A 24,473-nucleotide genomic window follows, 5' to 3' on the forward strand; every position below is an offset into this window, starting at 1 on the left:
GCATTTTAAAAATAAATAGGACAGAGAGAAAGAAAACCCGTCGGCGTTTTCTTTTTTCTTTACGAAAAATTTTGCGCTTTACGGAAACAAATGGAAAGAAAGAGATAAAATTGTTTGTAAAACGGCTATTAAAATAAAAATTAAGAAAACAAAGAGCCTTTGTTATTTGTGAAGTTTCCGTGAAAATACAAGATGACGAAAAATTATAAAGGAAAAGGCTTGTTTTATTCGGGCGCAGGGTGTACACTCGACCTGAACGAGAGAGGATGAAGGCCTTTAAATTACCCGATTGTACGGGTTGGGGCCTTCGACGCGCAGATCGTCTGCGCGAGGAAGGAGGTACGTCATGAAAAAGATCGCTGTAGTTTTATTGTTTCTTTTGTTGATTCCCCAAGGTATTTTTGCCGAGTCATTGCCCACCGACACCGTTCACGCTTATATGGACGGATATAGTTTAAATGAAAAGGGCAATGTGGAAACATTTGTGAAAGACAGCCGAACGTACATCCCCGTCTCTCTCCTTGAAAAAGCAAAAGCCTTTACGATTTCCGCAGACAAATCCGGCAAAAAAATGAAACTAACTTCCGGCGACCAGACGGTCACCATGGAAGTGGACAAAAAAGAATATAAAAAAGGGGACGACACCGTGGCAATGGATGTGGCGCCTTTTAAAAATGGAGACACGGTGTACCTGCCCCTGCGTTACGTTGCCGAAGCCTTCGGCAAGGAAGTATATTGGGGAAAGGATGCCCGCGTCGTCGTCATCGGCAGCTATTTAAACGGCGCACCCTCCAATGACGAGATCCGCGTCGCCACCAAAGCCGGCTATTCTTTTGAAATTCCCGAAGCGGATAAAAATCGCTACGTCATCGAAGACGACGGCGGCGAAGTGCGCATTTACGATAAGAACAATTACCGCAAAGCAGATCACATCGGCCGCATCGGCACTATTTCCAAAGTAACGGATCCCTCTTGCGCCGATTGCTCCATGATTTTACTCACGCAACTTCCCGGCGGCTACCTCGTGTTCACATATGCTGAAAATTCAGGTATTAGCGACGATGCAGCCTCGGAACTGAAGGCGGATTACGAACAATCGAAAGAACAAATTAAAGACATTTTAAAAACCGTAAAGACGCTGGAACGCGTTTCATTGAAATAAAAAAGAAACCTGCTTCAAAATAGGAGCAGGTTTTTTCGTGATTAAAAATTGAATAGAAACGTTCTATAGAATAAAAGGCGGGAATATGTTGGTGATAGGAATGTATAGGTATATAATAGTTGTGAAAAACAATATTTTTTATGATGAATAAAGTTCTCGTCGATATAAACCAGAAAGGAAGAGGCAGTGAGAAGATTACGTATTTTGTTGCTCTTCGTGTTGCTCTTGTTACCGAGCGGAGGAGCCGTGTATGCTCAGTCTGCAACGGATGTAGCAGAGCCGGAGACAACTCGGCAAGAAGCTGCAGCGACGATTTCAGAAAAGAAAGAAGCACCTGCGCAGAAAGAAGCCGAGCCGAAGACAAATGAGAAAGAACCGGATGCAACAGCGGCAGAACTGCCAGCTGTAGAATCGAGTGCAAAGGAAAAATCCGCCAGTGAGGGTTCGGAAAAAGCGGAAGCAATTAAAGCCGCCGAAACCGAAAAAGAGGAACCGGCGAAAGAGGATTCTAAAAATGAAGCTGATGTTGCAAAAGAAGAACCGAAAGAAATAAAAAAAGAGGACACAGCTTCCAAAACGAATCATGCAAAACGTGGTAAGGAAGAAAAAGGGAAAGCCGAAGCGGCTGGGAATAACGAGACGAAGGTCTTGAAACAAGGTACCGTTTTGAACCCGCAAATGTTGAGGAATCCCGCTCCCCAAAACGACGGGGAGATAAAATACAATGAGGTGATGGTAGGTTCTTTTGAGGAATTAAAACAAAAGCTCAAAGAGGCAAAGAACAACCCTACTAAAATTATCATCACCAAAGGATTTGAAATCACCGAAACCTTAACCATTGAGAAAGATCAAAACATTGTGTTGACGTCAAATGACGGCAAGAAAATGGACGATCCTTGGAAAAAGATCGAACAGCCGAAAGACTACGCCAAGGAAGGCGAAGCGAAACAAAGAGAGGTTATTGAAGAAGCGAGAAAACGTGGAAAAGAAGCTGTTGAAAAGGCTGAAGAAAATATCGAAAAAACCGGAAGAGCCTACAACGCAACGTGGAACTACGTTTTTAAAGAGGAGGACATTGTCCTTAAGAGATCTGAACTGAGTGGGGGCACCGGGTTTAAAGGCACTCTGTTCAATGTTTTTGGAAAATTAACACTCGGTGATCAAAACAATTCCATAAATTTTGACGGAAATAAGGGAAAGGTTACATCCGATCAAGAGGGATCTTTTTTCACTGTTCAGGACGGCGGTAAGCTTACGCTGAACAACGGCGTGATTGCCAACGGAAAGAACGAAGCCCGTTACACCGGTTCAGTTTATCTCCATAAAGGCGCTGAATTTACTATGAACGGCGGCCGCATTTCCTCTAATGAAGTGGAATCGGCGTCGCGCCAGATTCCGTTTACCACAGGCGGTGTTTATGTAGATAGAGGGTCAAAATTCGTTTTCAATAATGGGATGCTCGATCACAATATTGGTACTTCGGCAGCTCTTTTTGTGGGAGAACTCTCTACGGGTGAAAAAGAAAATTTATTTGAGCATCCTGAGTCTGCGGCCATTGCAGAAATGAATGGCGGCTACATTATAGGTAACCGGACGAATGGTTCTTTGAAATTTTCAGGGGGCGTTACAGTATTTAGTGGCGGTACCTTCACTTTAAAAGACGGCATCATTGCCGCCAACTCAAATTACGGAGGCCCCAGTGATGGCGGCGCCGGTGGTGTTTATATAGGTGACGGATTCATAGCCAGCAATTCAAATGCAATAGGAGATGAATGGTCGAATACCTATTCCGACTACAAAAATTACGTAGCTAAAAACAAGGGAGAAGCCAATTTTAACGGCGGTCTGATTTACGACAACTATTCGTCGTGGGCAGCCGGCGGGCTATTTATCGATTCTGAATACGTAGGCTTAAACCGCGTCATGATTTTAGATAATCGTGCGTCCAAGTGGGGTGGAGGAATTTATTATTCTTTCCCGCCCAGAGTGAATAAACCGAACCATATGCTGGTGACGGAAAATAATGCATATATAGGCTCTGTTTCTACTCAAGACGAATACTGGGGCGGGCCTGCTGCCGGTGGCGGTCTTTGGAATTGCCCCACGGGCTATATTCACTTCGGCGACGGACACTCCCTCTATATTTACAATAATAAAGCCGCAGGAAAAGGCGACGATATTAGCTTTGCTAAAAGGGCAGGTCAATTTCGTCTCAATGGAAAGGACATACACAGAAATTTTTATTCTCACGTCTCGCCCATTACAGAAAAGGACAACATCATTAAGTTTTTAAATGATGATAGAAAGAATAATAAACAATTCATTCCCGGTAAGATGTCCTATACAGATGAAACGATGTACCTTCGTGCGGTTTACTCCGACAAACTTATAAAAGAAGCATGGTCCAATGCCAATGCCTTTATCTTGGGTAATCGCGCTTCCTATGGCGGAGGGGTCGGTTCCAATGCCAACCTTACGACGGGAGATAAGGGAACGATCGATTTTACCTTTAAAAAGAAATGGCACAAGGATATCGATAAAAAAGAATACGAAAACAAGAAGCTCCACATCGATATTTTCATCGTTCCGAAAGAAGCGGATGAAGTTTACGTTCGCAGTCAATACGGATTCGACAACAACTTATTCAAGTACGGCGAAGTTATTTTAAGTAAAGAAAATGATTGGCAAGCTCGATTCTCCGAATGGAAGAAGAGCCAAAACAAGGATCTTCCCATTGCAGAAGATCATGGGTTACCTTTCAGTAACGAAGACCTGGCCAAGCGCGGTTTGAAGTATTTGATCGTCGAAAGAGAAACTGGATATGCCACTCATGTCGTTCAAACAGAAAAGGGATCGTCGACGCAATATGGAAAGTTGACGATAACGAAGGATCAAAGCAAGAATTGGCCGGAAGGAGACAAACGCAATCACGGCGCGGACTTCTATTTCTATGAATTAAATAAAGACGGCACCGCCACATACCTGGGTAAGAGCAAGCGATTGGGAGACGATACAAGTATTCACTCGGAATTTGTTCACCCCATTTTAAATAATAAATTCGTAAATGCGGCTTACTACGGCATCGACGAAAAGAATCCAAGGTATGTTATTGAATATGGTCAGGATGCTTTGAAAAATAGCTATTTTGGTTACTTGTCGACGAAGAGCCAATATGCGATTTTTGTGGAAAAAGTAGATGGGGGCATTGTCTTCCACGTTCCCTATTTATTTATCCAAGATTACGATAGTGGTGACAATTATAGCGGGCTGATACTTGACCATAAAGAAAAGGGAGGCCCCCTCGTCGTCGAGCCCTATGGTTATGAATTTACCATCAACAACAGTCCTTTTGCCGAAGCTAAAATTAAAAAAACATGGAAGATGTTGACGGAAGACGAGATTAAAAAAGCTCTCGGCAATGAATCAAAAAATGTTGAAGTAAAACACAGAGAAATACCGGAATCCGTTACATTTTATGTTTTAAAAGATGGCAAGAGGATCGTTGTAGACTATAAGCGGGATAAGAATGGAAAAGTCTATCCCATTTATAAAATCGTCACATTAACGAAAAAAGATAATTGGAAGGGCATTATTACCGAACTGGATCCCATATTGTTGGAAAAGGGAGCCTATGGTATTGAAGAAGAAGCTCTGAAAGGTTTTAAAACGTCCTATACGTTTGAAAGAGTCCTTAAAAACCCCAATGACGTTAAAAATGACGACAACGAAAAGCCGGTGCCCCTTCAGTTCCGCCTGCGTAAACTCAATGCTTATATCGATGAAGACGGGCAACACAACGCCCCGGGTCCATTTAAAATATTTATGGGCGATATTACCGTTAAATTATTTGTAGACGGAACATTAAAAGATAGTAAGACGATGAAGTGGACTTCACGAATGGATGAGTTTGGGCCGATCAACGAGTTACAAGCGGATAATATGTTTTTTGGGTATGATGAGGATAAAAAAATCCTCGTAGATAATCATGGGCATCCCGTGAAGGTGAAATACTACAATGTCATCAAAAATGACGTGGGCTGCAAGGATTTAACGCTAAATCTATATTTGAAAAAAGATGAAAACGGCGTGTACTCCTTGTACATCCCCAATGTTTTAGCGGACGGAAATTTCGTCAAGGTCTTTGATGTAGTGGATAAGGATGGACAGGCTATTGAGACATTTGGTGAAGATGTAAAAAAAGCAGAGCCGCTCTACGAATACATTTTTAAAGTAACCAATCAGGAACTTCCTCCGGAAAAACCGCCGGAAGAGCCGCCTCATAATCCTCCTCACGAGCCTCCTCATGAACCGCCTCACGAACCGCCTCACGAACCGCCGACAACACCTCCGGAAACGCCCGAAGAACCTCCGGTGACGCCGCCGACTCCTCCGGAAGTACCGGAAAAGCCGCCGAAAACACCGCCGGTCGTTCCGCCCAGAAAACCGGGAGAACCTCCCCAAACGGGCGTAGGATCTGTCATGCCTTATATGATGCTGGCGTTGTCATCGAGTATGGGCCTCGGTTATATCCGTAGAAAGAAACATTAATTTAAAATGGAATGGCGTGTAAAATAACCTCAAAAAAAGAAACCTGCTTCGTAATGGAGCAGGTTTTTTCGTGTCTACTTTTTAAAGAATTTTCGGATTTCGCTGAGCAGGACGTCGTTGGATTTCTCATCTAAAATGCAGAATCGGAAGAAGCGGGAATCTAAATTGCGAAAGCTTGTGCAGTCGCGAATGATGAGTTTCTTTTCCATAAGGGCTTCCCGAAGTTCTTTGGCGGTGTGGGAGCGGTCTTTGATTTTAACGAGGACGAAGTTGCCGTAAGAGGGAAAGACTTTTAAGGAGTCGATGGCCTCCAGGCCCGCGCAGAGTTTTTCCTTCTCCTCCTGAACCAGATGATAGGTTTTGGCGCGGTAGTTTTCGTCTGAAAACATAATCCGCCCCATGATTTCCGCCGCCACATTAATTCCCCACATGGAGAGGGTTTCTGCGAGGGCGTTTTTTATATGGGGATTTCCCGTTAAGCCGTAGCCCAGTCGAATGCCCGGCGTGGCGAAGAATTTACTCGTACCTCGCACGACGAAGAGGTCTTTCCTTTGGGTGGCGAGGGCGGCTGCGGAATAGACGCCGCGATCGGTAAACTCGATATAGGTTTCGTCCACGAGCATATGAACGTCGGTTTCGTCTAAAATCCGCTCGATGTCCACCCGGGTCAAAATCGATCCCGTAGGATTATTGGGATTGGTAAGGACGTAGAGATCGATACCTTCCTCCCGAATTATGCGGATCACCTCGTCTACGTCGATTTTAAAATTGGCGTGGTAATCGAGGGTGTATTCGATGATGTGGGCGCGGTTTTTTTCAAGCTCACGCTCGTATTCGCTGTAGCAGGGGCTGTTGAGAAGTGCCTTTTTCGGCTTCATGTAGGCGATATAGGCTTGTATTAATTGGGAGGTGCCGCTTCCCAAAAGGACATCGTCGGCAGATGCGTGGACGTAGCGGCCGATGGCTTCCCGCAGTTTTCTGTATTCGGGATCGGGGTAGCGGGAGAGGGCGGCTAAATGATCGCGGAAGTACGTAAGGGCTTTCGGTGAAGGACCCAGAGGATTAATATTTGAAGAAAAATCGCGAATGTCGTCGGCTCGCCATTGGTATTTCGTTTCTAAATCGTAAAGATCGGCTCCGTGGGAATGTTTTTTCATAGGACCTCCTTTTCTACGCTATGATATAATGACGCCAATAAAAAGACAATATGGAGGTGCTTATGTTTAATTTCAGAAACGATTACCACGACCTTTGCCACCCGAAGGTTTTGGAAAAACTTATGGCCGTGCAGGGGGAAAATAACGTAGGCTACGGATTTGATCCCCACACGGAGCGGGCGGCGAAACTCATCGGCGAAGCCCTTGGGAAACATTACCCCGTGCATTTCGTACCCGGCGGGACGGCGGCCAATACTCTCGCCATCGGCTTTCGACTCCTGCCACACGAGGCGGTAGTTTCGGCAGATTCCGGCCATATTGTCGGCGACGAAGTGGGGGCGGTGGAAAGCGGCGGCCATAAAATTATTACCGTACCTACGGAAAGCGGAAAATTCGATCCTGATGTATTAAACGATCACTTGGAAAGCTTCGGCAGTTTCCACAATGTACTTCCGGGAATGATTTATCTTTCCAACGCCACGGAAACCGGCAGGGTCTACACGAAAAAAGAACTTGAAGCCATTCGGGAAGTGGCCGATCGCCACGAGCTTCTCGTCTATATCGACGGCGCTCGCATGGCCAGCGCCCTTATGAGCGAGGCGAGCGATTTAACCCTCGCCGATTATCCGAACTATGCCGATATTTTCTCCGTCGGCGGCACGAAAAACGGCGCCCTCTTTGGTGAAGCCCTCGTATTTTCCAACATACGCCTCGCCGACGAGTTTATCTATTACCAAAAGCAGCAATCCCTCCTTCTCGCCAAAGGCTTTCTCTTAGGGGCGCAATTTGAAGCCCTTTTTGAGGATAATCTTTACTTCGACATTGCCAAAAAAGCCAACGCTATGGCGAAAAAACTTTACAGCGCATTGGATACCATCGGCTACACCCCCATTTATCCCTTGGAAAGCAATCAGCTTTTTGTGGAAGTGGAAAGGGAAAAAATTGAAAGCCTTCGCGAAGCCGGCCAATTTGAAATCGCAAGAGAAGGGGAAAAGACGCTGGTTCGCTTCGTCACCACTTACGAAACCAAAGACGAAGAAATCGCAGAACTCCTTGCGGTCTTAAAAAAGTAAGGGAAAAAATCCAATTCCGACTAAAAGAGTTTGACAACAACGCTTTACCGTGTTATCCTTAACGAAAGTTAAAACAAAAAGGAAAGAGAACCATGATGATTAAAAAGAAACAAAACATGTCCATCTGCGCATGTTGCTGTACTTGTTGTACGGCTTATTTGCCTGCGCAAATGTTTTGTTTTTGGCGACCGTAAAAGGCGTTAATTTCATCATTTGAAGAGCGGGCGAAAGCTCGCTTTTTTTGTTGTCTGAAAGGAGTTGCCATGAATTGGGCATTCATGCTTGAAATGCTTCCCCATTACGCGGAAGCCGCCAAGCTTACGGTGCGAATCGGGCTGATGGGCGTAGGAGGTTCCCTCGTCATCGGTCTTATCCTCGCCTTTATACGGGTCGAAAAAATCCCCGTCTTAAACGGAATCACAAAATGCTATATCGAACTTTCGAGAAACACGCCCCTTTTGATTCAATTGTTTTTTCTCTACTTCGGGCTGCCGAAAATCGGCATCGTTTTATCGTCGGAAACCTGTGCCGTGGCGGGCCTCATCTTTTTAGGGGCGAGTTACATGGCGGAATCCTTCCGCTCGGGCCTCGAGGCCGTGTCCAAAGGGCAGATCGAAGCGGCGAAAAGCATCGGCCTTACGAAAAGCGCCATGCTCCGCCACGTCATCTTGCCCCAGGCCATGGCCATTGCCGTGCCCTCCATCGGGGCGAACATGATTTTCCTCTTGAAAGAAACCTCCGTGTTCAGCGCCGTAGCCCTCGCCGATTTAATGTATGTGGCGAAAGATTTAATCGGCATCTATTACGAAACCGACGAGGCACTGCTCCTTTTAGTTTTAAGCTATTTAGTTATCCTCGTACCCGTCGCCGTTTTCTTTTCTCTACTCGAAAGGAGGTTACGCCATGGTATCGGGCGCAGCGCTCTTAGCAAATCCTAATACATGGAGTCGTCTTTTCGGCGGCCTTTGGGTCACCATCCTCGTCTCCATCCTTTCCGTGGCCCTTTCCATTTTCTTCGGCCTGATCTTCGGCTGGATCATGACAAAAGAATCGAAGATCATTCGCGCCGTGAGCAAACTCTATTTAGAATTTATGCGGCTCATGCCCCAACTCGTGCTCCTCTTTATCGTGTACTTCGGCTTGGCAAAAGCTCTGAACATTCACATTTCAGGCTTTCACGCGGCCATCATCGTCTTTACCCTTTGGGGTACGGCGGAAATGGGAGATTTGGTGCGCGGCGCCATTTCATCCATTCCGAAACACCAATACGAAGCGGCGGCCTCCATCGGCCTTACGCGGCTGCAAACCATGGGCTACATTATTTTGCCCCAGGCCCTTCGCCGCCTGATTCCTCAAGCCATGAACTTAGTCACCCGCATGATTAAAACCACATCCCTCATCGCCTTAATCGGCGTCATCGAAGTTATAAAAACCGGCCAACAAATCATCGAAGCCACGCGGCTTGAAATCCCCACCGCCGCCCTTTGGATTTACGGCGTCATCTTTATTCTCTACTTTGCAATCTGCTATCCACTCTCTACACTGGCAGGCAAACTGGAGCGAAAATGGAAGGAGGCATAATGGCCATTTTAGAAGTAAAGGGTATTACCAAACACTACGGTGAATTGGAAATACTGAACGATTTTTCCCTGAAAGTTGAAAAAGGCGACGTACTCGCCATTTTGGGGCCCTCGGGCTGCGGAAAGAGCACCCTTCTTCGTTGCATTAACGGCCTGGAGCGCATTAGCGCAGGTGACATCCTCCTAAAAGGGGAAAGCGTCGTAAAGAGCGAAAAAGAAATGCCCGACGTGCGCAAAAAAATCGGCATGGTCTTTCAATCCTACGAACTCTTCGGGCATATGAACGTGTTGGACAATCTGACCCTGGGCCCCATAAAGGCGAAAGGGGAAGATAAAAAACAGGCGGAAGAAAGAGCGCTCGCCCTTTTAGAGCGGGTGGGCCTCGGCGACAAGGCGAAAAGCTACCCGGCCAACCTTTCCGGCGGACAGCAACAGCGCGTCGCCATCTTACGCGCCATGCTTATGGATCCCGACATCTATCTATTCGACGAAGTCACCGCCGCCCTGGATCCCGAAATGGTACAAGAAGTCCTCGCCCTCGTCGGCGAGCTGGCGGAAGAGGGAAAAACCATGCTCATCGTCACCCACGAAATGGAATTTGCGCGGCAAGTCGCCGATCGCATACTCTTTTTAGAAGACGGCGCCATCGTAGAAGATTCCGATCCGGAAACATTCTTTGAGCATCCGAAGACGGAGCGCGCCCGTCAATTTTTAGAAGGTTTTCATTATCACTAAAGGAGGAATACAATGAAAAAACTATCTGCACTACTACTCATCGCTCTCTTGGCCATCGGTCTCGTAGGCTGCGGAAGCGTAAAAGAAGAAGGACAGGAAGCGGCGGCTGATACAGGGAAGACCCGCACCATCGACGAAATAAAAAAATCCGGCGAAATTACCATCGGCGTCTTCGGCGACAAAAAACCCTTCGGCTACGTCGACGATAAAGGCGAATTCCAAGGCTACGACATCGCCCTCGGCAATCGCATCGCAAAAGAACTTGGCGTCAAAGTAAACTACGTTCCCGTAGAAGCGGCAAGCCGCGTGGAATATTTAAACGCCAACAAAATCGACTTACTTCTCGCCAACTTTACGGTGACCGACGAGCGGAAAGAACAAGTAGATTTCGCTCTGCCCTACATGAAAGTTTCCTTAGGGATCGTATCCCCTAAAGGCAACATCACCGATGTGGCGCAACTGAAAGACAAAACCCTGATCGTCAGCAAAGGCACCACCGCCGACACCTACTTCACCAAAGAACATCCCGAAGTGAAACTGCAAAAATACGATCAATACGCCGAAGCCTACAGCGCCCTATTAGACGGCAGAGGCGACGCCATGAGTACGGACAACACGGAAGTCTTGGCGTGGGCTGTGGAAAACCCGGGCTTCGATGTGGGCGTACAAAGCTTAGGCGACGTGGACTACATCGCGCCGGCCGTAAAAAAAGGCAACAAAGAAATGCTCGATTTCGTCAACGGACTTATCGAAACACTTTACGGCGAAGGATTCTTCACCAAAGCCTATAACGAAACACTAGCCCCCACCTACGGCGATGCCGCCAAACCGGAAGACATGGTCGTGGAAGCGAAACCGGACGGATATTTGCAATAAAAAAACGAGCCGCGAAGGCTCTATGATAAGAATTAAAATCGGCATGAAAGCATAGAACTTCGTGCCGATTTTTTTATGGTCGAGAAACATATCTAAAGATCTGCCTAACGGCTCTTATATAAACAGCGCGTTTGATTGAGAGAAATGGAGAAATGGAAAGATTGCGTTACTAAAGGTAGTATAATATCATGGAAGAATTAATAGATGAAAAGATGAATAAAATAGACCTACAAAAAGCCGTCGACACAACGCCTCATACCATAGCTAAAATGGGACGAGATGAGAATGTGAGCATGGATATACTTGGCAGAATTTGCAGGCAGTTTAGTGTGATATATCGGAAGTATTGGAGTATAGAATTGAAAATACTAATGATTGAAGATGACAGCACAATTTCCTTTGCTGTTAAAACTTACTTAAACAAACAGAATATTGAAACTATAATTTATAATCATCTTTCTCAGACAGAAAATATAAATTTTAATGACTTTGACTTAATTCTTCTTGATGCCAATCTCCCTGATGGGTCAGGCTTTAATTTTCTAAAGTGGCTGAGGGGATTTTCTAATCTTCCCGTCATAATGCTTACTGTAAAAGACGAAGACGAATATGTTATAAAAGGCCTTTCTCAAGGAGCGGATGATTATATTACAAAGCCTTTCTCTCTTCCTGTCCTAAAGGCGAGAATAGACAATGTCTTTAGCAGAAAAATAAAAAAAGTAGAGGAGCTGACTTTTGAAAATTTATCTTTAGATCTTCTTTCAAAACAAGCTTCAATAGATGGAAAGGATTTAGACCTTAACTTAAAAGAGTTTGCTGTTTTGGAAATGCTTTTAGAAAATCAAAATATAAATCTATCGAGAGAGCGAATTTTAGATTATGTTTGGGGTTATGATTTTTATGAAGTAAATGATAATACGCTGACTGTCACTATAAAAAGATTGAGATCTAAGCTTGGTAATTATGGCAACCATATAAAAACTCTTAGAGGAATAGGCTATAGGTGGGACAATGAATAAAAGCAAAAGTATTTTACTTGTCTTCATTTTAAATCTACTAATGTCTTTGTTTGTAATTTATCTCAATCCAAGATTTGATATTCTAACACTTATTGGCTTTCTAGTGATAAATGTAATTTTGTTTATAGTTATTTCTAAAATTGAAAAGGAAAAAGAAAAAGTTCTTGAGGATAAAATCAATAATATATTTAGACTCCTTCATTCACTTGACATAGACTCAGATAATTATGAAATTATAGACGATGAATTTGGAAAACTTAGAGATGAAATTATTAAAATCATTATAGAAAACAAGAGAATAGCCGAAAATGCAGAGAAAAATAAGGAAACTTTAAGAGAATATACTGAAGATATTGCCCATCAAATTAAAACTCCGTTGACTGGTTCTTTATTATTACTGGACTTATTAGAAGACGAAGAGGACGAGCTTTCTGAAGAATATATAGATAGACTCAAAGATAATTTACTTAGACTCCACAACTTATCTGATATTTTATTAAAACTTGCGGCCCTTGATTCCGGCACAATAGAAATGGCGAAAGATAGTATATCTGCCCAAGAATTAATTGAAGATATCATTCGAAAGCTAAAAAATTATTTTATCAGCGATACTATTGAAATTCCTATTTATGGAGAAGATTATGGTCTTGTGTGCGATAAGAAATGGACCTATGAAGCATTATTTAATGTAATGAAAAACGGAATAGAGGCAACAGAAGATAGACATATAGAAATTTACTTAAAAGAAACAAACTTATATAAGAGCATATTAGTGGAAGATTTCTCAAATGGTTTAGATCGACAAATGTTAGAGAAAGTTTTTAGACGTTTTTATAAGGTGGATCCAAATTCAAAAGGCTATGGTATCGGGCTTCCTATGGCAAAATCTGTTATGGAAAGACAAAATGGAGAGCTTTTATATCACAGAGGGAAAAAATCAAATGCCTTTGAACTAAGATTTTATAACTGATTTAATTATGGCTGTGTAAATAAAGCACAGTCATTTTTTTCTAGTCACTTTCCAGTCACTTAAGTCCATTATCCTTTAGACAAGTTAAGGAGGATGCAATATGAATATAGTAAAAACAGTTGATTTAACAAAAACATATAAGGGTGGAGTAGAAGTAAATGCCCTTTCAAATGTAAATTTTGAACTGGAAAAAGGAGACCTGGTCGCCATTATTGGAGACAGTGGCTCCGGTAAATCTACACTACTTCATTTACTTGCAGGAGTAGATACACCAACAAGTGGTGATATATTTATTCAAGATAAAAATATTACCAAATTTAACAACGATGAGATGACAATCTTTCGTAGAAGGAATATAGGCGTTGTATATCAATTTTTTAATTTGATTCCAAACATCAACGTTCGAAAAAATATTTTGCTTCCTCTTTTGTTAGACAATAAAAAGGTAGATGAAGAATATTTAAAGGAAATTTTATCTATACTAGGAATAGAAGGAAAGCTTGATAGGTATCCAAAACAATTATCAGGTGGCGAGCAACAAAGAGTTGCCATTGCCAGAAGTTTGATTACAAGACCTGCCATAATCTTAGCAGATGAGCCGACAGGAAATCTTGATAGAAAAAATTCTGAAGAAATCACAGGACTTTTTAGACTAGTAAATAAGAGATTGAACTCTACGATTATGATTATCACCCACGATGAAAAGGTTGCGAATGCATGTGATAAAGTTTATAAGATGATTGATGGTAGGTTAAGTTTCTTGGGAGATGAGTCTTATGAAAATCATTAATGACCTAGCTGATGGAGCTGTAAAAAACAATAAGAAAGACAGTTTTTCTATTAAAATATCCATACTTTTGGCAGTGATTTTACTAGGAACTGTTATTTTTGTTTTCGACTCAATGAACACTGAACAGTATGAATACGTAAAGAAAACTATTGGAGATTATCATGTAGATATAGCTGAAATTGACGAAAATTTTTATGATAAATTAAGAAACGATAAAGATATAGAAAAAGTTTCTTTCAACAAAATAATAAAAATAGACTTAAATGCAGTTATATATGAAATTGGAGATTCTGCAGGTCTTCTCGGCTATGAAATCAAAAATGGTAGAAAACCAGAAAATTCAAATGAACTTTTAGTACCAGAGAGATTTTTAATAAAAAACAAGGAGTATGATTTAGGTTCTGAGATTATTGAAAATAAAAGGACATATACCATAGTTGGTGTTTACGATGATTATGGATATTCTTTTGAAGATACTATGCTTATAGGTTTAGCAGATAGCAATAAAAAGGATTATCTATTTGAAAACAATGATGGAATAGAAGCATGGATTTGGTATAAAAGCATAAGGGATACCTATACAAAGACTCGAAAAATTTTGTCTGAAATGAATATTGATGAGAAACAAGCCTTAGATATTGGAAGAGTATTTTACAACAAAGATATTTTAGAGCACAGTATGGTTTATCCTAAAGGAATTATTCCACCTAAAAGTGTTGTAAATTTAGCTATAGAAAAATATGGGATAGCTTTTTTTCTCACCATACTTTTTGCCTTTATTATCTACGGTGCTTTTAATGTATGGAATACTAGAGATTTAAAAGAAATTGCTCTATTAAAAAGCACTGGGATGACAGATAAGCAGGTCAAAAAAATGATTCGAAAGAAAGCTTTTAAACTTTCAACCTTACCAATAGCCTTGGGAACAATTCTATCTTTGGTATTTGCAAATCTGCTCTTATATTTGTTGTGGTTTAACAATTCTATCTCTTATAAAAAAATATCAAATATTTTAGGAGAAAGTCTAAAATCTCCAGGCTTTAATTTAGTAATACCAAGTATTGGGTCTATTTTAATAATTATTTTGTTATCCTTGATAATGGTTTATTTTTCAGCACTGCTTCCTGCAAAGAAAAGTGCAAAAATAAAAATAATAGAAGGCTTAAATGGTATTACAGAAAAAAATATAAAATTAGGAAAATCAAAAATAAATGGATCTATAGAAAAGACTTTAGCAAAAGATTATTACAGGTCTTATCGCTCAACCTATCGAATTATTGTAATTTCCATGGTTCTATCAGCCTTTGTATTGACAACAGTTTTGGTTAGCCAGTCTTATAGAACTTTGAATGAAAAATATAATTCATATAAAAGTCCGTACAATTTTAACTCTAGTATTTATACAGATGACTTTTTGGATAAAAATTTCGTGAATGATATGGAAAAAGTTAAAGGTATAGAACAATTTCACATCTATCAAAGAGTAGATACAAAATTTTACGCTGGTGAAAATGAGGACTTTATTTCTAAAGATTTAAATGAAGCTTTAAATAGTGGTAAAATACCGGAAGATAAATTATATTCCAACATATATGCCTTAACAGATGAGGATTTCGAAAAACTTTTAAAAGAATATAACATCTCTGATGCATCTTATTTATTGCTTAATAAGATAAGAAAAGATAATAAAACACCATACGCTTTTAGCGAGTATATAAAAATTTCTGATAAGGGATCCGGAGATATTGTTTTAAAATATAACGCAAAAGGCAAGCCAATAAATTTAAAAATAGATGCAAGTATAGAAGAAATGCCTTATGCTTTAGAAGCCTACAATAACAATGAAATACCCATCTACACAAGCGCAAGTAATATGAAGAAATTTATTGATGAGTATGGAGTAGATGAAAGCAATCCAGTTTATTACTACTTTGTAAAAATCAAAGCCGATAAAAACAAAGAAAAAGTATTTGAAGATGCCGAAAAAGTGATTTCGACCTATGTTCCAAAATCAGATCATGGCACTTCTACAGAAATTATAAGAGCTGCTACGAATAAAGAACAAACGAGAAATGAAAAACTATTAAATCTTGGCATCCAAATCATTCTTATAACCATCGCTCTTTCCAATGCCTATAATAGTTTTAAAGGCAACCTTAAAGCGAGAGCCAATGATTTTAAACTCCTATCAACAGCAGGCATGACAGAAAAACAAATGGAAAAGATGGTCTTCGGAGAGGGGAAAATATTGTTTAAAAATATTTTCTTAGCCTATATCTTTATGTTCATTATAGGAATTGCACTTAGAGCCTACAGGAGCAACTATGAACTAGGATTTGCAATAAAAGGCCTGATAACAAATATAAATTATATCCCTCTAGTAACAGTATTTGTATTTATGATTGCAGGAGTTTTACTTGCAATAAAAAGTGGGTTTAAAACAATAAACGAAAACTCGGATAGTACTTTCAAGAGTATGTAAGAAAAAGGATGTGAGCGCTAAACTCATAGACTTTTTCATGTAATTTAAAAAATTCTAAACCAGTTTCTCTTTCAATGAGCATTATGTAGGGTTGTTTTTTCTTAGTTCTAAAATGATATAATAATTATAGAATGCTTATTGATTAATATATTCCCACATATGAGGTTTTTGAGAAATATTAAACCTTATCCACACTAACACCCAAGCCACGCGGAAGCAATAGCTATTCTTTCAAAAGAAATTGGGTAAATCAGACTTAAAAAAGAAAATAATTGTACTGAGATAGCATTACAATAAAACGAAAATGGAGATGAAAATCATGAAAAAATATATTGGAATAGCATTCGTTTTAATAACTATTTTGTCATTAACTGCATGTGGCAGTAATGGCAGTAATAAAAAAATAGTTCTACCAAAAGCCGAAGAAATAAAAGAAATTGAAGTTATGAAAAACACTTCAGGAAAAAGTTTGAAAATTGAGAATCAAGATGAAATATCCGGCATCATTGCAGAGATTAAGGAAAACACCAAAGATACCGGCAAGGGAAGTGTTAACGATCAACCTACAAATATTAATGATTATCTTACCGTTAAATTCCATCACAAAAATGCAGAAGATAGTCCAAGCGTTGCCTATTTATATAAAGATAAGAATAGTAGCTACGTTGAACAGCCATACTCCGGTATTTGGAAATTAAAAGAAGAAACATTTGATGAGATCAGTGGTAAGTTGATTAAATAATGAGATACAACAAAGCCATGCTTAGTGAGCGTTGCAAGTTAAAATAAACCGAAAATAGGATGGAGTTGTTTAATAAAATGTTGATATTAAAAATTATACTAATGGCTGTCGGCGTTGCATTTACTACATTTGGATATAAGATTTACTTTCGAAAGAGATATAACCTAATCAATGGCTTTGAAGAAGCTTCTAAAGCAGGTAGAAAAACAGAATTAGATGCCAGGAGAGTTGGGTTGGTAGAATTTATTGTTGGAATTAGCCTAACTTTGATTGGAACCTGTGTGATTATTCTCAAATAACAGACTGGGATTTGTGAAGAGCTAGTAATATACGGTTAGTATTTTGCATTGGTACAATAATATTTGCGGTTTTCAATGGAATACGGATATTTAAGGAAAATGTTGCTAGAATAGTTTCTGTAAGTTGCATAGAAAGCCCAGCTAGAAAAAGTCTTGTAGATAGAATAAGAAGTTTAGAATAACATTTTTTATGTTAACCGGAAATAAAAAAGGCTGTGAGCATTCAAACTCATAGCCTTTTATCGTGTCCCTAATATTCTTTAATTCAGTTTTATAAATCCTCTAATTCAAATAGCCGTGAAGGCTCGTTTTTTGGAGCAGAAATAGGAAAAGCGGTGTGACACCGCGAGCACCTCTGAAAGATGAAGGCTTTTAAAATTCGTAGTATCTCCCTTTCGTCAACACGCCTTTTATTTTCCCGTCAAAAGTCATTCCCATTAGCGGGGAATTATGGCTTTTGCCGTGGAAGTAGTTTTCGTCGATTTCGGTTTTTTCTTCGGGGCTAAAGAGTACGAAGTCGCCGCCCATAACGCCTTCGTGGGGCAGTTTGTAGAATGTGGCGGGGTTTTTGGTAAGGGAGGTGACCAGATCCTTTAAGCTGCATTTTTCTTTTTGCACGAGTTCCGTGTAAAGGAGGGGAAAGGCGGTTTCCAATCCCGTAATGCCCGAGGGGGCGTCTTTGAATTCTTTCGATTTTTCGTCGGCGGTATGGGGCGCGTGGTCGGTGGCGATGGCGAAGTGATTCTTCCCTACAAATTTCGCCAGTTCGTCCCGATCCTTCGCCGTGCGAAGAGGCGGGTCATTTTCGCGAGGGTTCCGTGAACTGCAATATCTTCCCCCGTCATGGTCATGTGATGGGGCGTCAGTTCGCCGAGGACGTTTGCGCCGGCCGCGGCGAAAGTGTCCACGAGCCCTGCGGTAAGGTCGCAGGAAATGTGCTGAATGTCCAGCTTCGCGCCGATGAAATAGGCGAGGGATAAATCCCGCGCCGCCAGGGAATATTCCGCCATGGCTTCCGCTCCTTTTAAGCCGAAGGGCTCGCCGTAACGGCTGTCGACGCCGGGGTTGTAGACGTAGTTCGGATCTTCTTCGTGTAAGCTAATGGGCAGATCCAACGCCTTTGCCCGTCGGAGTGCCTCTTTTAGGAGTGCCACATTTTCCAGGGGAAAGCCGTCGTCGGAAAAGCCTACGGCGCCTCGGTGGGCGGCATCTTCCATATCCACGAGGACGTCTCCTTTTAAGTTGTCTGTAAGGGCGCTTACGGTGTAAACGTGAACGGGGAGTTTGTTTGTCCGCTCGTAAAATGCGGTGATTTCTTCTCCGGCCATAACGGGTTTCGTGTTGGCCATGCACACGACGTGGCCGAAACCGCCGTGAAGGGCGGCGGCGCTTCCCGTTTCCAAGGTTTCTTTGTGGGTAAAGCCGGGATCTCTGAAATGAACGTGGACGTCGACAAAGGAAGGAAAGAGATAGCAGCCTTCGCCGTTTATGGTTTTGTCTTCCCCGTCGTAGTCGAAGGTTACGGTTCGTATCGCGTCGATTCCGCAAATCGGATCTAAAATATGTGCGTTTTGAATGGTGAGTGTAGCCATAAGAACCTCCTGATGATGTGTTTTAAACTATGATAGAATGGATAAGTAAGTAGCAGAATTACCGTCGTTTAATCGAAATGAGGAGACAATGAAAAAATACAAGGCATTTGATGTGATCGGCCCCGTCATGGTGGGCCCGTCCAGTTCTCATACGGCAGGGGCGTGTAAAATCGGTAACGCCGCCCTCGCTATTTCCGAAGGCGATCCTTTCCACAAGGTGGAGTTTCGCCTGCACGGTTCCTTCGCCTCCACCTATAGGGGCCACGGAACGGATCTCGCCCTCGTGGCAGGCATTCTCGGCATTTTGCCCGACGATAATCGCCTGGCGCATAGTTTTGACATCGCCAAGGAGCGGGGAATCGACTTCAGTTTTAAAGAGGTCAATCTCGGAGAAGAACGCCATCCCAACACGGTGGAAATTGTTTTTTACTACGATAACGGGGGCCATCTTTCCGTTACGGGATCGTCTATTGGCGGCGGCAATATTTTAATCGTCGCCATTAATGATATTGAAGTGGAATTTAAAAATGAATACCCTACTCTTATTTTACAATATCAAGAGCAAAAAGGGGTCATCGCCATGGTGTCTACGAATTTAACCAATCACGGCTACAATATCGAAACCATGGTGACGAAAAAAATCGAAGACACGGTGACCCTCGTTACGGAAATTACTCACGCCGTAGATCACAAGACGCTGGAGCCGATTTTAAGCGACGATCGCTTTGAATTTGCAAAATACATCGGCACGTTCGACGAAGAAGAACAGGAGGCATTATGCTAAAGACAGCACAAGCGCTCATCGACATCTGCGGGGAAAAGGGCTGGAAGATTTCCGATTACGTTTTGGAAGAAGAATCCAAAGGGGATCCGGAAAAGAAAGAGCAAATCCTTTCCGAGCTTCGTCACATGCTCGCGATCATGAAGGATTCCACTTCCCGTACGTTGGAAGAGGGTTCCGGTTTAAAGCAAAATATTATTAACGACTTCGGCAAAAAGACATGGGATTATTCGAAGAGCGGCAAGCCATTTGTCACCGACGAAAAGACTCTTCGCGCCATGGCGCGGGCTTTTTCCACTTTCGAATCCAACGCCAAAATGGACGTTATTGTGGCGGCGCCCACGGCGGGCAGTTGCGGCATTGTGCCGGCGGCTCTCGTTTCGGCACAGGAAGATATTGATGTTAGCGACGATGATCTCGTAAAAGGTCTCCTTACCGCCATCGGCATCGGCCAATTTATCGGCGGCTACGGCACCTTCGCCGGCGCCGAAGGGGGGTGCCAGGCGGAATGCGGCGCGGCATCGTCTATGGCGGCGGCAGCCCTTACAGAACTTTACGGCGGCGATGTGGAAGCCTGCTTAAACGCCGCATCCATTGCCATCGTCAACATTTTAGGGCTGGTTTGCGATCCCTTAGGCGGCCTCGTCCAATATCCCTGCACTTTTAGGAATGCATCGGGGGTTTCCAATGCGCGGATCAGTGCCGACATGGCCCTCGCCGGCACGTTCAGCATCGTGCCTTTCGACGAAGTGTGCCAAGCCATGAAAGAAGTGGGCGACGCCATGCCCGCCTCGTTACGGGAAACGGGTATCGGCGGTTTGGCGGGAACCCACACGGCACAAAAAATGTGTCACGAACTTTTCGATTAATAAATCAAAGGCATGGTAAAGAAAGGTAAAAGTCTGACCTTTTGCCGATCACAAGTCCCTTTTATCGGGTACAATGACAATAAGTCATTGAGAAACATCTGAGGAGGCAATAGATTATGATTACCATGGAAAAAATTGATTATGTGATTTCCGTAACCGGCGCCGATTACAATGATGTTCGCAACGCTCTTTTGGCTTGCGACGGCGATGTGGATCGCGCCATTCGCCTAATTATGGGCGAAGAGAAAAAAGAAGAAAGCTTTGAAGAAAAAGCGGGCTTCGATTTTAAAAACGCGAAAAAAACCAAGGCGGAAGATTTTGCCGATTCCATTACTAATATCGGCGAAGAAATTATCGACGCCGTGAAAGAAATTTGGGAAAAAGGCAATGCCACCAAACTCATCGTCATGGATGAAAACGACGACGTCATCTTAAATGTGTCCATGAACTTAGGCGCCATTTGGACGGTGATCGCTCCTTTGGCGTCGCTCATGGGCGTGGGCATCGGCCTGTTAAGTCGCTGGGAATTTTACATTTATCTCGACGACGGCAGAGTCATCAATATAAAAGATTATATTACCAACAAACATCGCATGCGCTAAAGCAAATAAAGAGCGAGGTAGGTCGAAACCTGCCTCGCTTTTTTAATGGGCTATAAAATTTTCCGCAATCATGCAGCGTGCGCTGCCGCCGCCTAATGTGGAAATGACGGGAAGGGGCGCGTGTAAAATCCGATTGTACTTTTCGATGGCCTTTATTTTTTCCGGCGCCAAATGGTCGTAGGCTTTGTCGCTCATAATGAGAAGAGGTTCCCTTCCCATAAGCTCCAAACAGTTGCCGCAGAAGTGATCCACTTCATCGGATGTAAGGGGGATGATCTCCTTGCCCGATGCTTTCAACCGGCCGATGACATCGTCGCGCCCTTCGGTAATGAGCTCGTCGGCGATAAGGGTGAAGTGCTCCGCCACGGTCATGATCACATTGGTGTGGTAGACGGGGGCGTCGTGATGACGGGCGCGGAAGGGAACAGGGAGCAAGTCGTAGGTTTTGCAGAAGCGGCGGAGAAGTTCCTCGTCGCAACGGGCGGAAAGGGCAGCGTAGCAAATGTTTCGGAAGCGGTCGATGACCATGGCGCCCGTGCCTTCGAGAGCGGCCTTTTCATCCGAAAAATCCACTACATCCAATTGGGAAAAGTCGAAGAGCTTTTCGTATTGTGTCTTTAATTTCGGAAATTCCTTTTTGCGATTGTCGCTGTACATAGGCGAGAGAAAGAGCTTTCCGGGAAATGTGACGAAGGTATTGTTCGGGAAAATAGAATCCGGCGTGTCGTCTGAAAAATCGTCGATAACGTCGACGTGAACGCCGGCAGCGCGAAGGGCGGAGACAAAACCGTCGAATTCTTCTTCGGCGCGCTTCGCCACATCGCCAAGATCTTTTCGGTCGCTTTGATACTTATTGTCCTTCGCCGTTTCAATATTAAAACGAAAGGCAGAAGGTTTAACCATAATAATATGATGGGCTAACATAATTCACTCCTTTTTAATCCTATATTCAGTGTAAACGAGTTGAATAAAAAAATCTCGGAAAATTTTGAAAAAGCAACGTGAAAAGTTGGAAAAAGATTTCATAAAAACACCACAGAAAAGCAGTGTTAGAGGCGATATAACTATTTTTACACTCACCATTTCAAAATACGAAAAGAATGTACAAAATTAAAAAGGAAAACGATTCATATTGTCAAATATTGAATACAACGGCTAAAAATGGCTTTTTCAGACGATTTTAAAAATGTATATAAAATAAAAACGCCATGGAAATTTCGTTTTCTATGTGTTATGATGAACACGTTAGAGCGAGAGGATTGTTTTATTCCGTGGCGATAAAAATTTATTTTTTATTTTATGAATAGGAAATCCTTTGCTTTTTTACGAAGACTTTTAAAGTCTACTTAATTTCTTTAAGGAGGAAATTGTATGAGCTATCTTGAAAGTGTAATCGAACGTGTTAAAGAAAGACACGCAAGCGAACCTGAATTCTGCCAAACTGTAGAAGAAGTATTAGGTTCCTTAAAACCGGTTATCGAACAACATCCGGAATATGAACGTGTCGACCTACTCGGCCGCATGGTTGAACCGGAACGTCTTTTCAGCTTCCGTGTCGTATGGCAAGATGATGAAGGACAATACCACACCAACATTGGTTACCGTGTACAATTTAACGGAGCACTTGGACCGTACAAGGGCGGTATTCGTTTCCACCCCACCGTTAACCAATCCGTTATTAAATTCCTCGGTTTCGAACAATGCTTCAAGAACTCCATGACCGGCCTCCCCATCGGCGGCGGCAAGGGTGGTAGTGACTTCGACCCCCGTGGAAAGAGCGATGACGAAATCATGCGTTTCTGCCAAAGCTTTATCAGCACTCTTTACCACTACATCGGACCCGACACCGACGTTCCGGCTGGTGACATGGGCGTAGGCGCTAGAGAAGTTGGCTTCATGTATGGTCAATATCGTCACTTAAAAGCTAAATTCGAAAACGGTACATTCACCGGTAAAGGCTTCAGCTTCGGTGGTTCCCGTGTTCGTCCCGAAGCTACAGGCTACGGCGCAGTTTACTACCTCTTAAACGTACTCGATCACTTCGGCGAAGACATTAAAGACAAAAAAATCGCCGTTTCCGGTTTCGGTAATGTTTCCTGGGGTATCTGCAAGAAAGTTCAACAACTCGGCGGTAAAGTCGTTACTATCGCAGGTCCCGACGGATACATCTACGATAAAGACGGTATCAACACTGTAGAAAAGGTTGACTACTTGCTCGAAATGCGCGCTTCCGGCCGCGACAAAGTTCAAGATTACGCTGACAAATTCGGCGTAGACTTCTTCCCCGGTGAAAAACCCTGGATCAACGCAGAATACGACATCGCTATGCCGGCTGCTTACCAAAACGAAATCACCATGGTAGAAGCCGAAGCAATGGTTAAAAAAGGTATCGAATACTACATCGAAGTAGCTAACATGCCTACCACCAACGATGCTCTTAACTACCTCATTGAAAATGTAAAAGTAGTTGCTCCTTCTAAAGCTGTTAACGCAGGCGGCGTTGCAGGTTCCGCTCTTGAAATGAGCCAAAACAGTGCTCGTTTGAGCTGGCCGGCAGAAGAAGTTGACAAACAACTTCACATGATCATGGACAACATCTACAAAATGTCCGTTGAAGCTGCTGAAAAATACGGCTTAGGCTACAACCTCGTTGCAGGCGCAAACATTGCCGGCTTCGTACGTTTAGCAGATGCTATGATGGCACAAGGTGTATTCTAGAGAGTAGACTATCTCATAATCAAAAAGGATTGCGAGCCCTTCGCAATCCTTTTTTGGTGCACTTTTAAGAGGCGGAGACTTTTGTAACGAAAACGCCACAGAAATGTCACTCATTTGTTAACGAAAACATGAGAGGACTTGATAAAATAAGGGTGGCGGATAGCGTCACCCTTGGCGTGAAAGCACATAGCTTTTCAAGGCGCCGGTCTCGCCTTTAAGCGCCACGACTCCCCGGCATATTCTATAAAGGATCTCCTTATGAATGGGGAATAAAAAACTCGACATGGAAAAATGTCGAGTTTTTTTATTAGGAGAAAGAGATTTTCTGTTTATTATTGAAGGATTTTCCTCTTGAGTTCTTGCAAAAACTATCTGAAAGATTTTTTTAAAAATACATTAACGTACAAAGCTCTTTTTTGAATCGGTTTCACATAACCCGGAAAACAATGTCGCGGGGAAGAGGGAAAGGGCTCAGAGG

At 42.6% G+C, this 24,473-nt stretch carries 21 protein-coding genes and 1 pseudogene; 18 read left to right on the plus strand and 4 right to left on the minus strand.

What is annotated here, in order from left to right; translation table 11 throughout:
- The first annotated feature begins 346 nt into the window (after window positions 1-346).
- Together HMPREF1863_RS01785 and HMPREF1863_RS01790 are read left to right on the plus strand one after the other, a co-directional pair.
- Window positions 347-1,162, plus strand: coding sequence for a copper amine oxidase N-terminal domain-containing protein (locus HMPREF1863_RS01785; RefSeq protein ID WP_068366844.1), 816 nt, complete (start codon window positions 347-349; stop codon window positions 1,160-1,162).
- Window positions 1,163-1,348: 186 nt separating this feature from the next.
- Window positions 1,349-5,710, plus strand: coding sequence for a hypothetical protein (locus HMPREF1863_RS01790; protein ID WP_157065059.1), 4,362 nt, complete (start codon window positions 1,349-1,351; stop codon window positions 5,708-5,710).
- Window positions 5,711-5,784: 74 nt separating this feature from the next.
- Here the strand turns inward: HMPREF1863_RS01790 and HMPREF1863_RS01795 are convergent, their stop codons facing one another.
- Entirely contained in the window at window positions 5,785-6,867 is a 1,083-nt protein-coding gene (locus tag HMPREF1863_RS01795; protein ID WP_068366848.1) for a pyridoxal phosphate-dependent aminotransferase, read from the minus strand.
- A gap of 62 nt (window positions 6,868-6,929) precedes the next feature.
- On the opposite strand from HMPREF1863_RS01795, the gene HMPREF1863_RS01800 reads away from it, so the two are divergent.
- The 12 genes and pseudogenes from HMPREF1863_RS01800 to HMPREF1863_RS01850 all read left to right on the plus strand — a co-directional run bounded on the left by HMPREF1863_RS01800 (window position 6,930) and on the right by HMPREF1863_RS01850 (window position 17,433).
- A complete protein-coding gene (locus HMPREF1863_RS01800; RefSeq protein WP_068366850.1) occupies window positions 6,930-7,940 on the plus strand; it encodes a threonine aldolase family protein in 1,011 nt (336 codons plus the stop codon).
- 263 nt (window positions 7,941-8,203) lie between these two features.
- Complete coding sequence (locus tag HMPREF1863_RS01805) at window positions 8,204-8,878, plus strand: amino acid ABC transporter permease (protein ID WP_068366888.1); 675 nt, start codon at window positions 8,204-8,206, stop codon at window positions 8,876-8,878.
- Window positions 8,844-9,521 (plus strand): amino acid ABC transporter permease, encoded by a 678-nt coding sequence (locus HMPREF1863_RS01810; protein ID WP_068366853.1) that lies wholly within the window; start codon window positions 8,844-8,846, stop codon window positions 9,519-9,521. The genes HMPREF1863_RS01805 and HMPREF1863_RS01810 overlap by 35 nt, the downstream gene beginning before the upstream one ends.
- Entirely contained in the window at window positions 9,521-10,255 is a 735-nt protein-coding gene (locus HMPREF1863_RS01815) for an amino acid ABC transporter ATP-binding protein (protein ID WP_068366855.1), read from the plus strand. Before HMPREF1863_RS01810 ends, HMPREF1863_RS01815 begins: the two co-directional genes overlap by 1 nt.
- Window positions 10,256-10,267: 12 nt before the next feature.
- On the plus strand, window positions 10,268-11,131 hold the full coding sequence (locus HMPREF1863_RS01820) for a cysteine ABC transporter substrate-binding protein (protein ID WP_068366857.1): 864 nt from the start codon (window positions 10,268-10,270) through the stop codon (window positions 11,129-11,131).
- Between the two features lie 212 nt (window positions 11,132-11,343).
- A pseudogene (locus HMPREF1863_RS09425) lies at window positions 11,344-11,397 on the plus strand (helix-turn-helix domain-containing protein); the annotation flags it as partial.
- A 93-nt stretch (window positions 11,398-11,490) separates the two neighbouring features.
- Entirely contained in the window at window positions 11,491-12,150 is a 660-nt protein-coding gene (locus HMPREF1863_RS01825; RefSeq protein ID WP_068366890.1) for a response regulator transcription factor, read from the plus strand.
- Window positions 12,143-13,120, plus strand: coding sequence for a sensor histidine kinase (locus HMPREF1863_RS01830; RefSeq protein WP_068366859.1), 978 nt, complete (start codon window positions 12,143-12,145; stop codon window positions 13,118-13,120). The genes HMPREF1863_RS01825 and HMPREF1863_RS01830 overlap by 8 nt, the downstream gene beginning before the upstream one ends.
- Window positions 13,121-13,220: 100 nt before the next feature.
- Window positions 13,221-13,910, plus strand: coding sequence for an ABC transporter ATP-binding protein (locus HMPREF1863_RS01835; protein ID WP_068366861.1), 690 nt, complete (start codon window positions 13,221-13,223; stop codon window positions 13,908-13,910).
- Window positions 13,897-16,392: an FtsX-like permease family protein gene (locus tag HMPREF1863_RS01840; protein WP_068366863.1), complete on the plus strand. Its 2,496-nt coding sequence runs from the start codon at window positions 13,897-13,899 to the stop codon at window positions 16,390-16,392. Before HMPREF1863_RS01835 ends, HMPREF1863_RS01840 begins: the two co-directional genes overlap by 14 nt.
- Window positions 16,393-16,711: 319 nt before the next feature.
- Window positions 16,712-17,134, plus strand: a complete 423-nt coding sequence (locus HMPREF1863_RS01845; RefSeq protein ID WP_068366865.1) for a DUF5301 domain-containing protein — start codon at window positions 16,712-16,714, stop codon at window positions 17,132-17,134.
- A 101-nt stretch (window positions 17,135-17,235) separates the two neighbouring features.
- On the plus strand, window positions 17,236-17,433 hold the full coding sequence (locus HMPREF1863_RS01850) for a DUF3784 domain-containing protein (protein WP_332309965.1): 198 nt from the start codon (window positions 17,236-17,238) through the stop codon (window positions 17,431-17,433).
- A gap of 372 nt (window positions 17,434-17,805) precedes the next feature.
- On the opposite strand, the gene HMPREF1863_RS09185 is transcribed toward HMPREF1863_RS01850, so the two are convergent.
- Together HMPREF1863_RS09185 and HMPREF1863_RS01860 are read right to left on the minus strand one after the other, a co-directional pair.
- On the minus strand, window positions 17,806-18,087 hold the full coding sequence (locus HMPREF1863_RS09185; protein ID WP_068366867.1) for an amidohydrolase family protein: 282 nt from the start codon (window positions 18,085-18,087) through the stop codon (window positions 17,806-17,808).
- A 95-nt stretch (window positions 18,088-18,182) separates the two neighbouring features.
- Window positions 18,183-19,025 carry an amidohydrolase family protein gene (locus tag HMPREF1863_RS01860; protein WP_068366869.1) on the minus strand — a complete coding sequence of 281 codons (843 nt, stop codon included), beginning with the start codon at window positions 19,023-19,025 and terminating at the stop codon, window positions 18,183-18,185.
- Window positions 19,026-19,113: 88 nt separating this feature from the next.
- On the opposite strand from HMPREF1863_RS01860, the gene sdaAB reads away from it, so the two are divergent.
- The 3 genes from sdaAB to HMPREF1863_RS01875 all read left to right on the plus strand — a co-directional run bounded on the left by sdaAB (window position 19,114) and on the right by HMPREF1863_RS01875 (window position 21,277).
- The gene (gene sdaAB / locus HMPREF1863_RS01865; protein ID WP_068366871.1) at window positions 19,114-19,809 is read left to right on the plus strand and encodes an L-serine ammonia-lyase, iron-sulfur-dependent subunit beta; all 696 of its coding nucleotides are present in this window, start codon (window positions 19,114-19,116) and stop codon (window positions 19,807-19,809) included.
- Entirely contained in the window at window positions 19,803-20,675 is an 873-nt protein-coding gene (sdaAA, locus tag HMPREF1863_RS01870; protein ID WP_068366873.1) for an L-serine ammonia-lyase, iron-sulfur-dependent, subunit alpha, read from the plus strand. The genes sdaAB and sdaAA overlap by 7 nt, the downstream gene beginning before the upstream one ends.
- A gap of 116 nt (window positions 20,676-20,791) precedes the next feature.
- Entirely contained in the window at window positions 20,792-21,277 is a 486-nt protein-coding gene (locus HMPREF1863_RS01875) for a DUF4342 domain-containing protein (protein WP_068366875.1), read from the plus strand.
- A 42-nt stretch (window positions 21,278-21,319) separates the two neighbouring features.
- Here the strand turns inward: HMPREF1863_RS01875 and HMPREF1863_RS01880 are convergent, their stop codons facing one another.
- Window positions 21,320-22,201, minus strand: coding sequence for an arginine deiminase-related protein (locus tag HMPREF1863_RS01880; RefSeq protein ID WP_068366877.1), 882 nt, complete (start codon window positions 22,199-22,201; stop codon window positions 21,320-21,322).
- Between the two features lie 447 nt (window positions 22,202-22,648).
- Between HMPREF1863_RS01880 and gdhA the strand changes: the two genes are divergently transcribed.
- Window positions 22,649-23,995 carry an NADP-specific glutamate dehydrogenase gene (gdhA, locus tag HMPREF1863_RS01885; RefSeq protein WP_068366879.1) on the plus strand — a complete coding sequence of 449 codons (1,347 nt, stop codon included), beginning with the start codon at window positions 22,649-22,651 and terminating at the stop codon, window positions 23,993-23,995.
- Window positions 23,996-24,473: the final 478 nt, after the last annotated feature.

The sequence above is a fragment of the Aedoeadaptatus coxii genome (genome assembly GCF_001553115.1).
Lineage (GTDB): Bacteria > Bacillota > Clostridia > Tissierellales > Peptoniphilaceae > Aedoeadaptatus > Aedoeadaptatus coxii.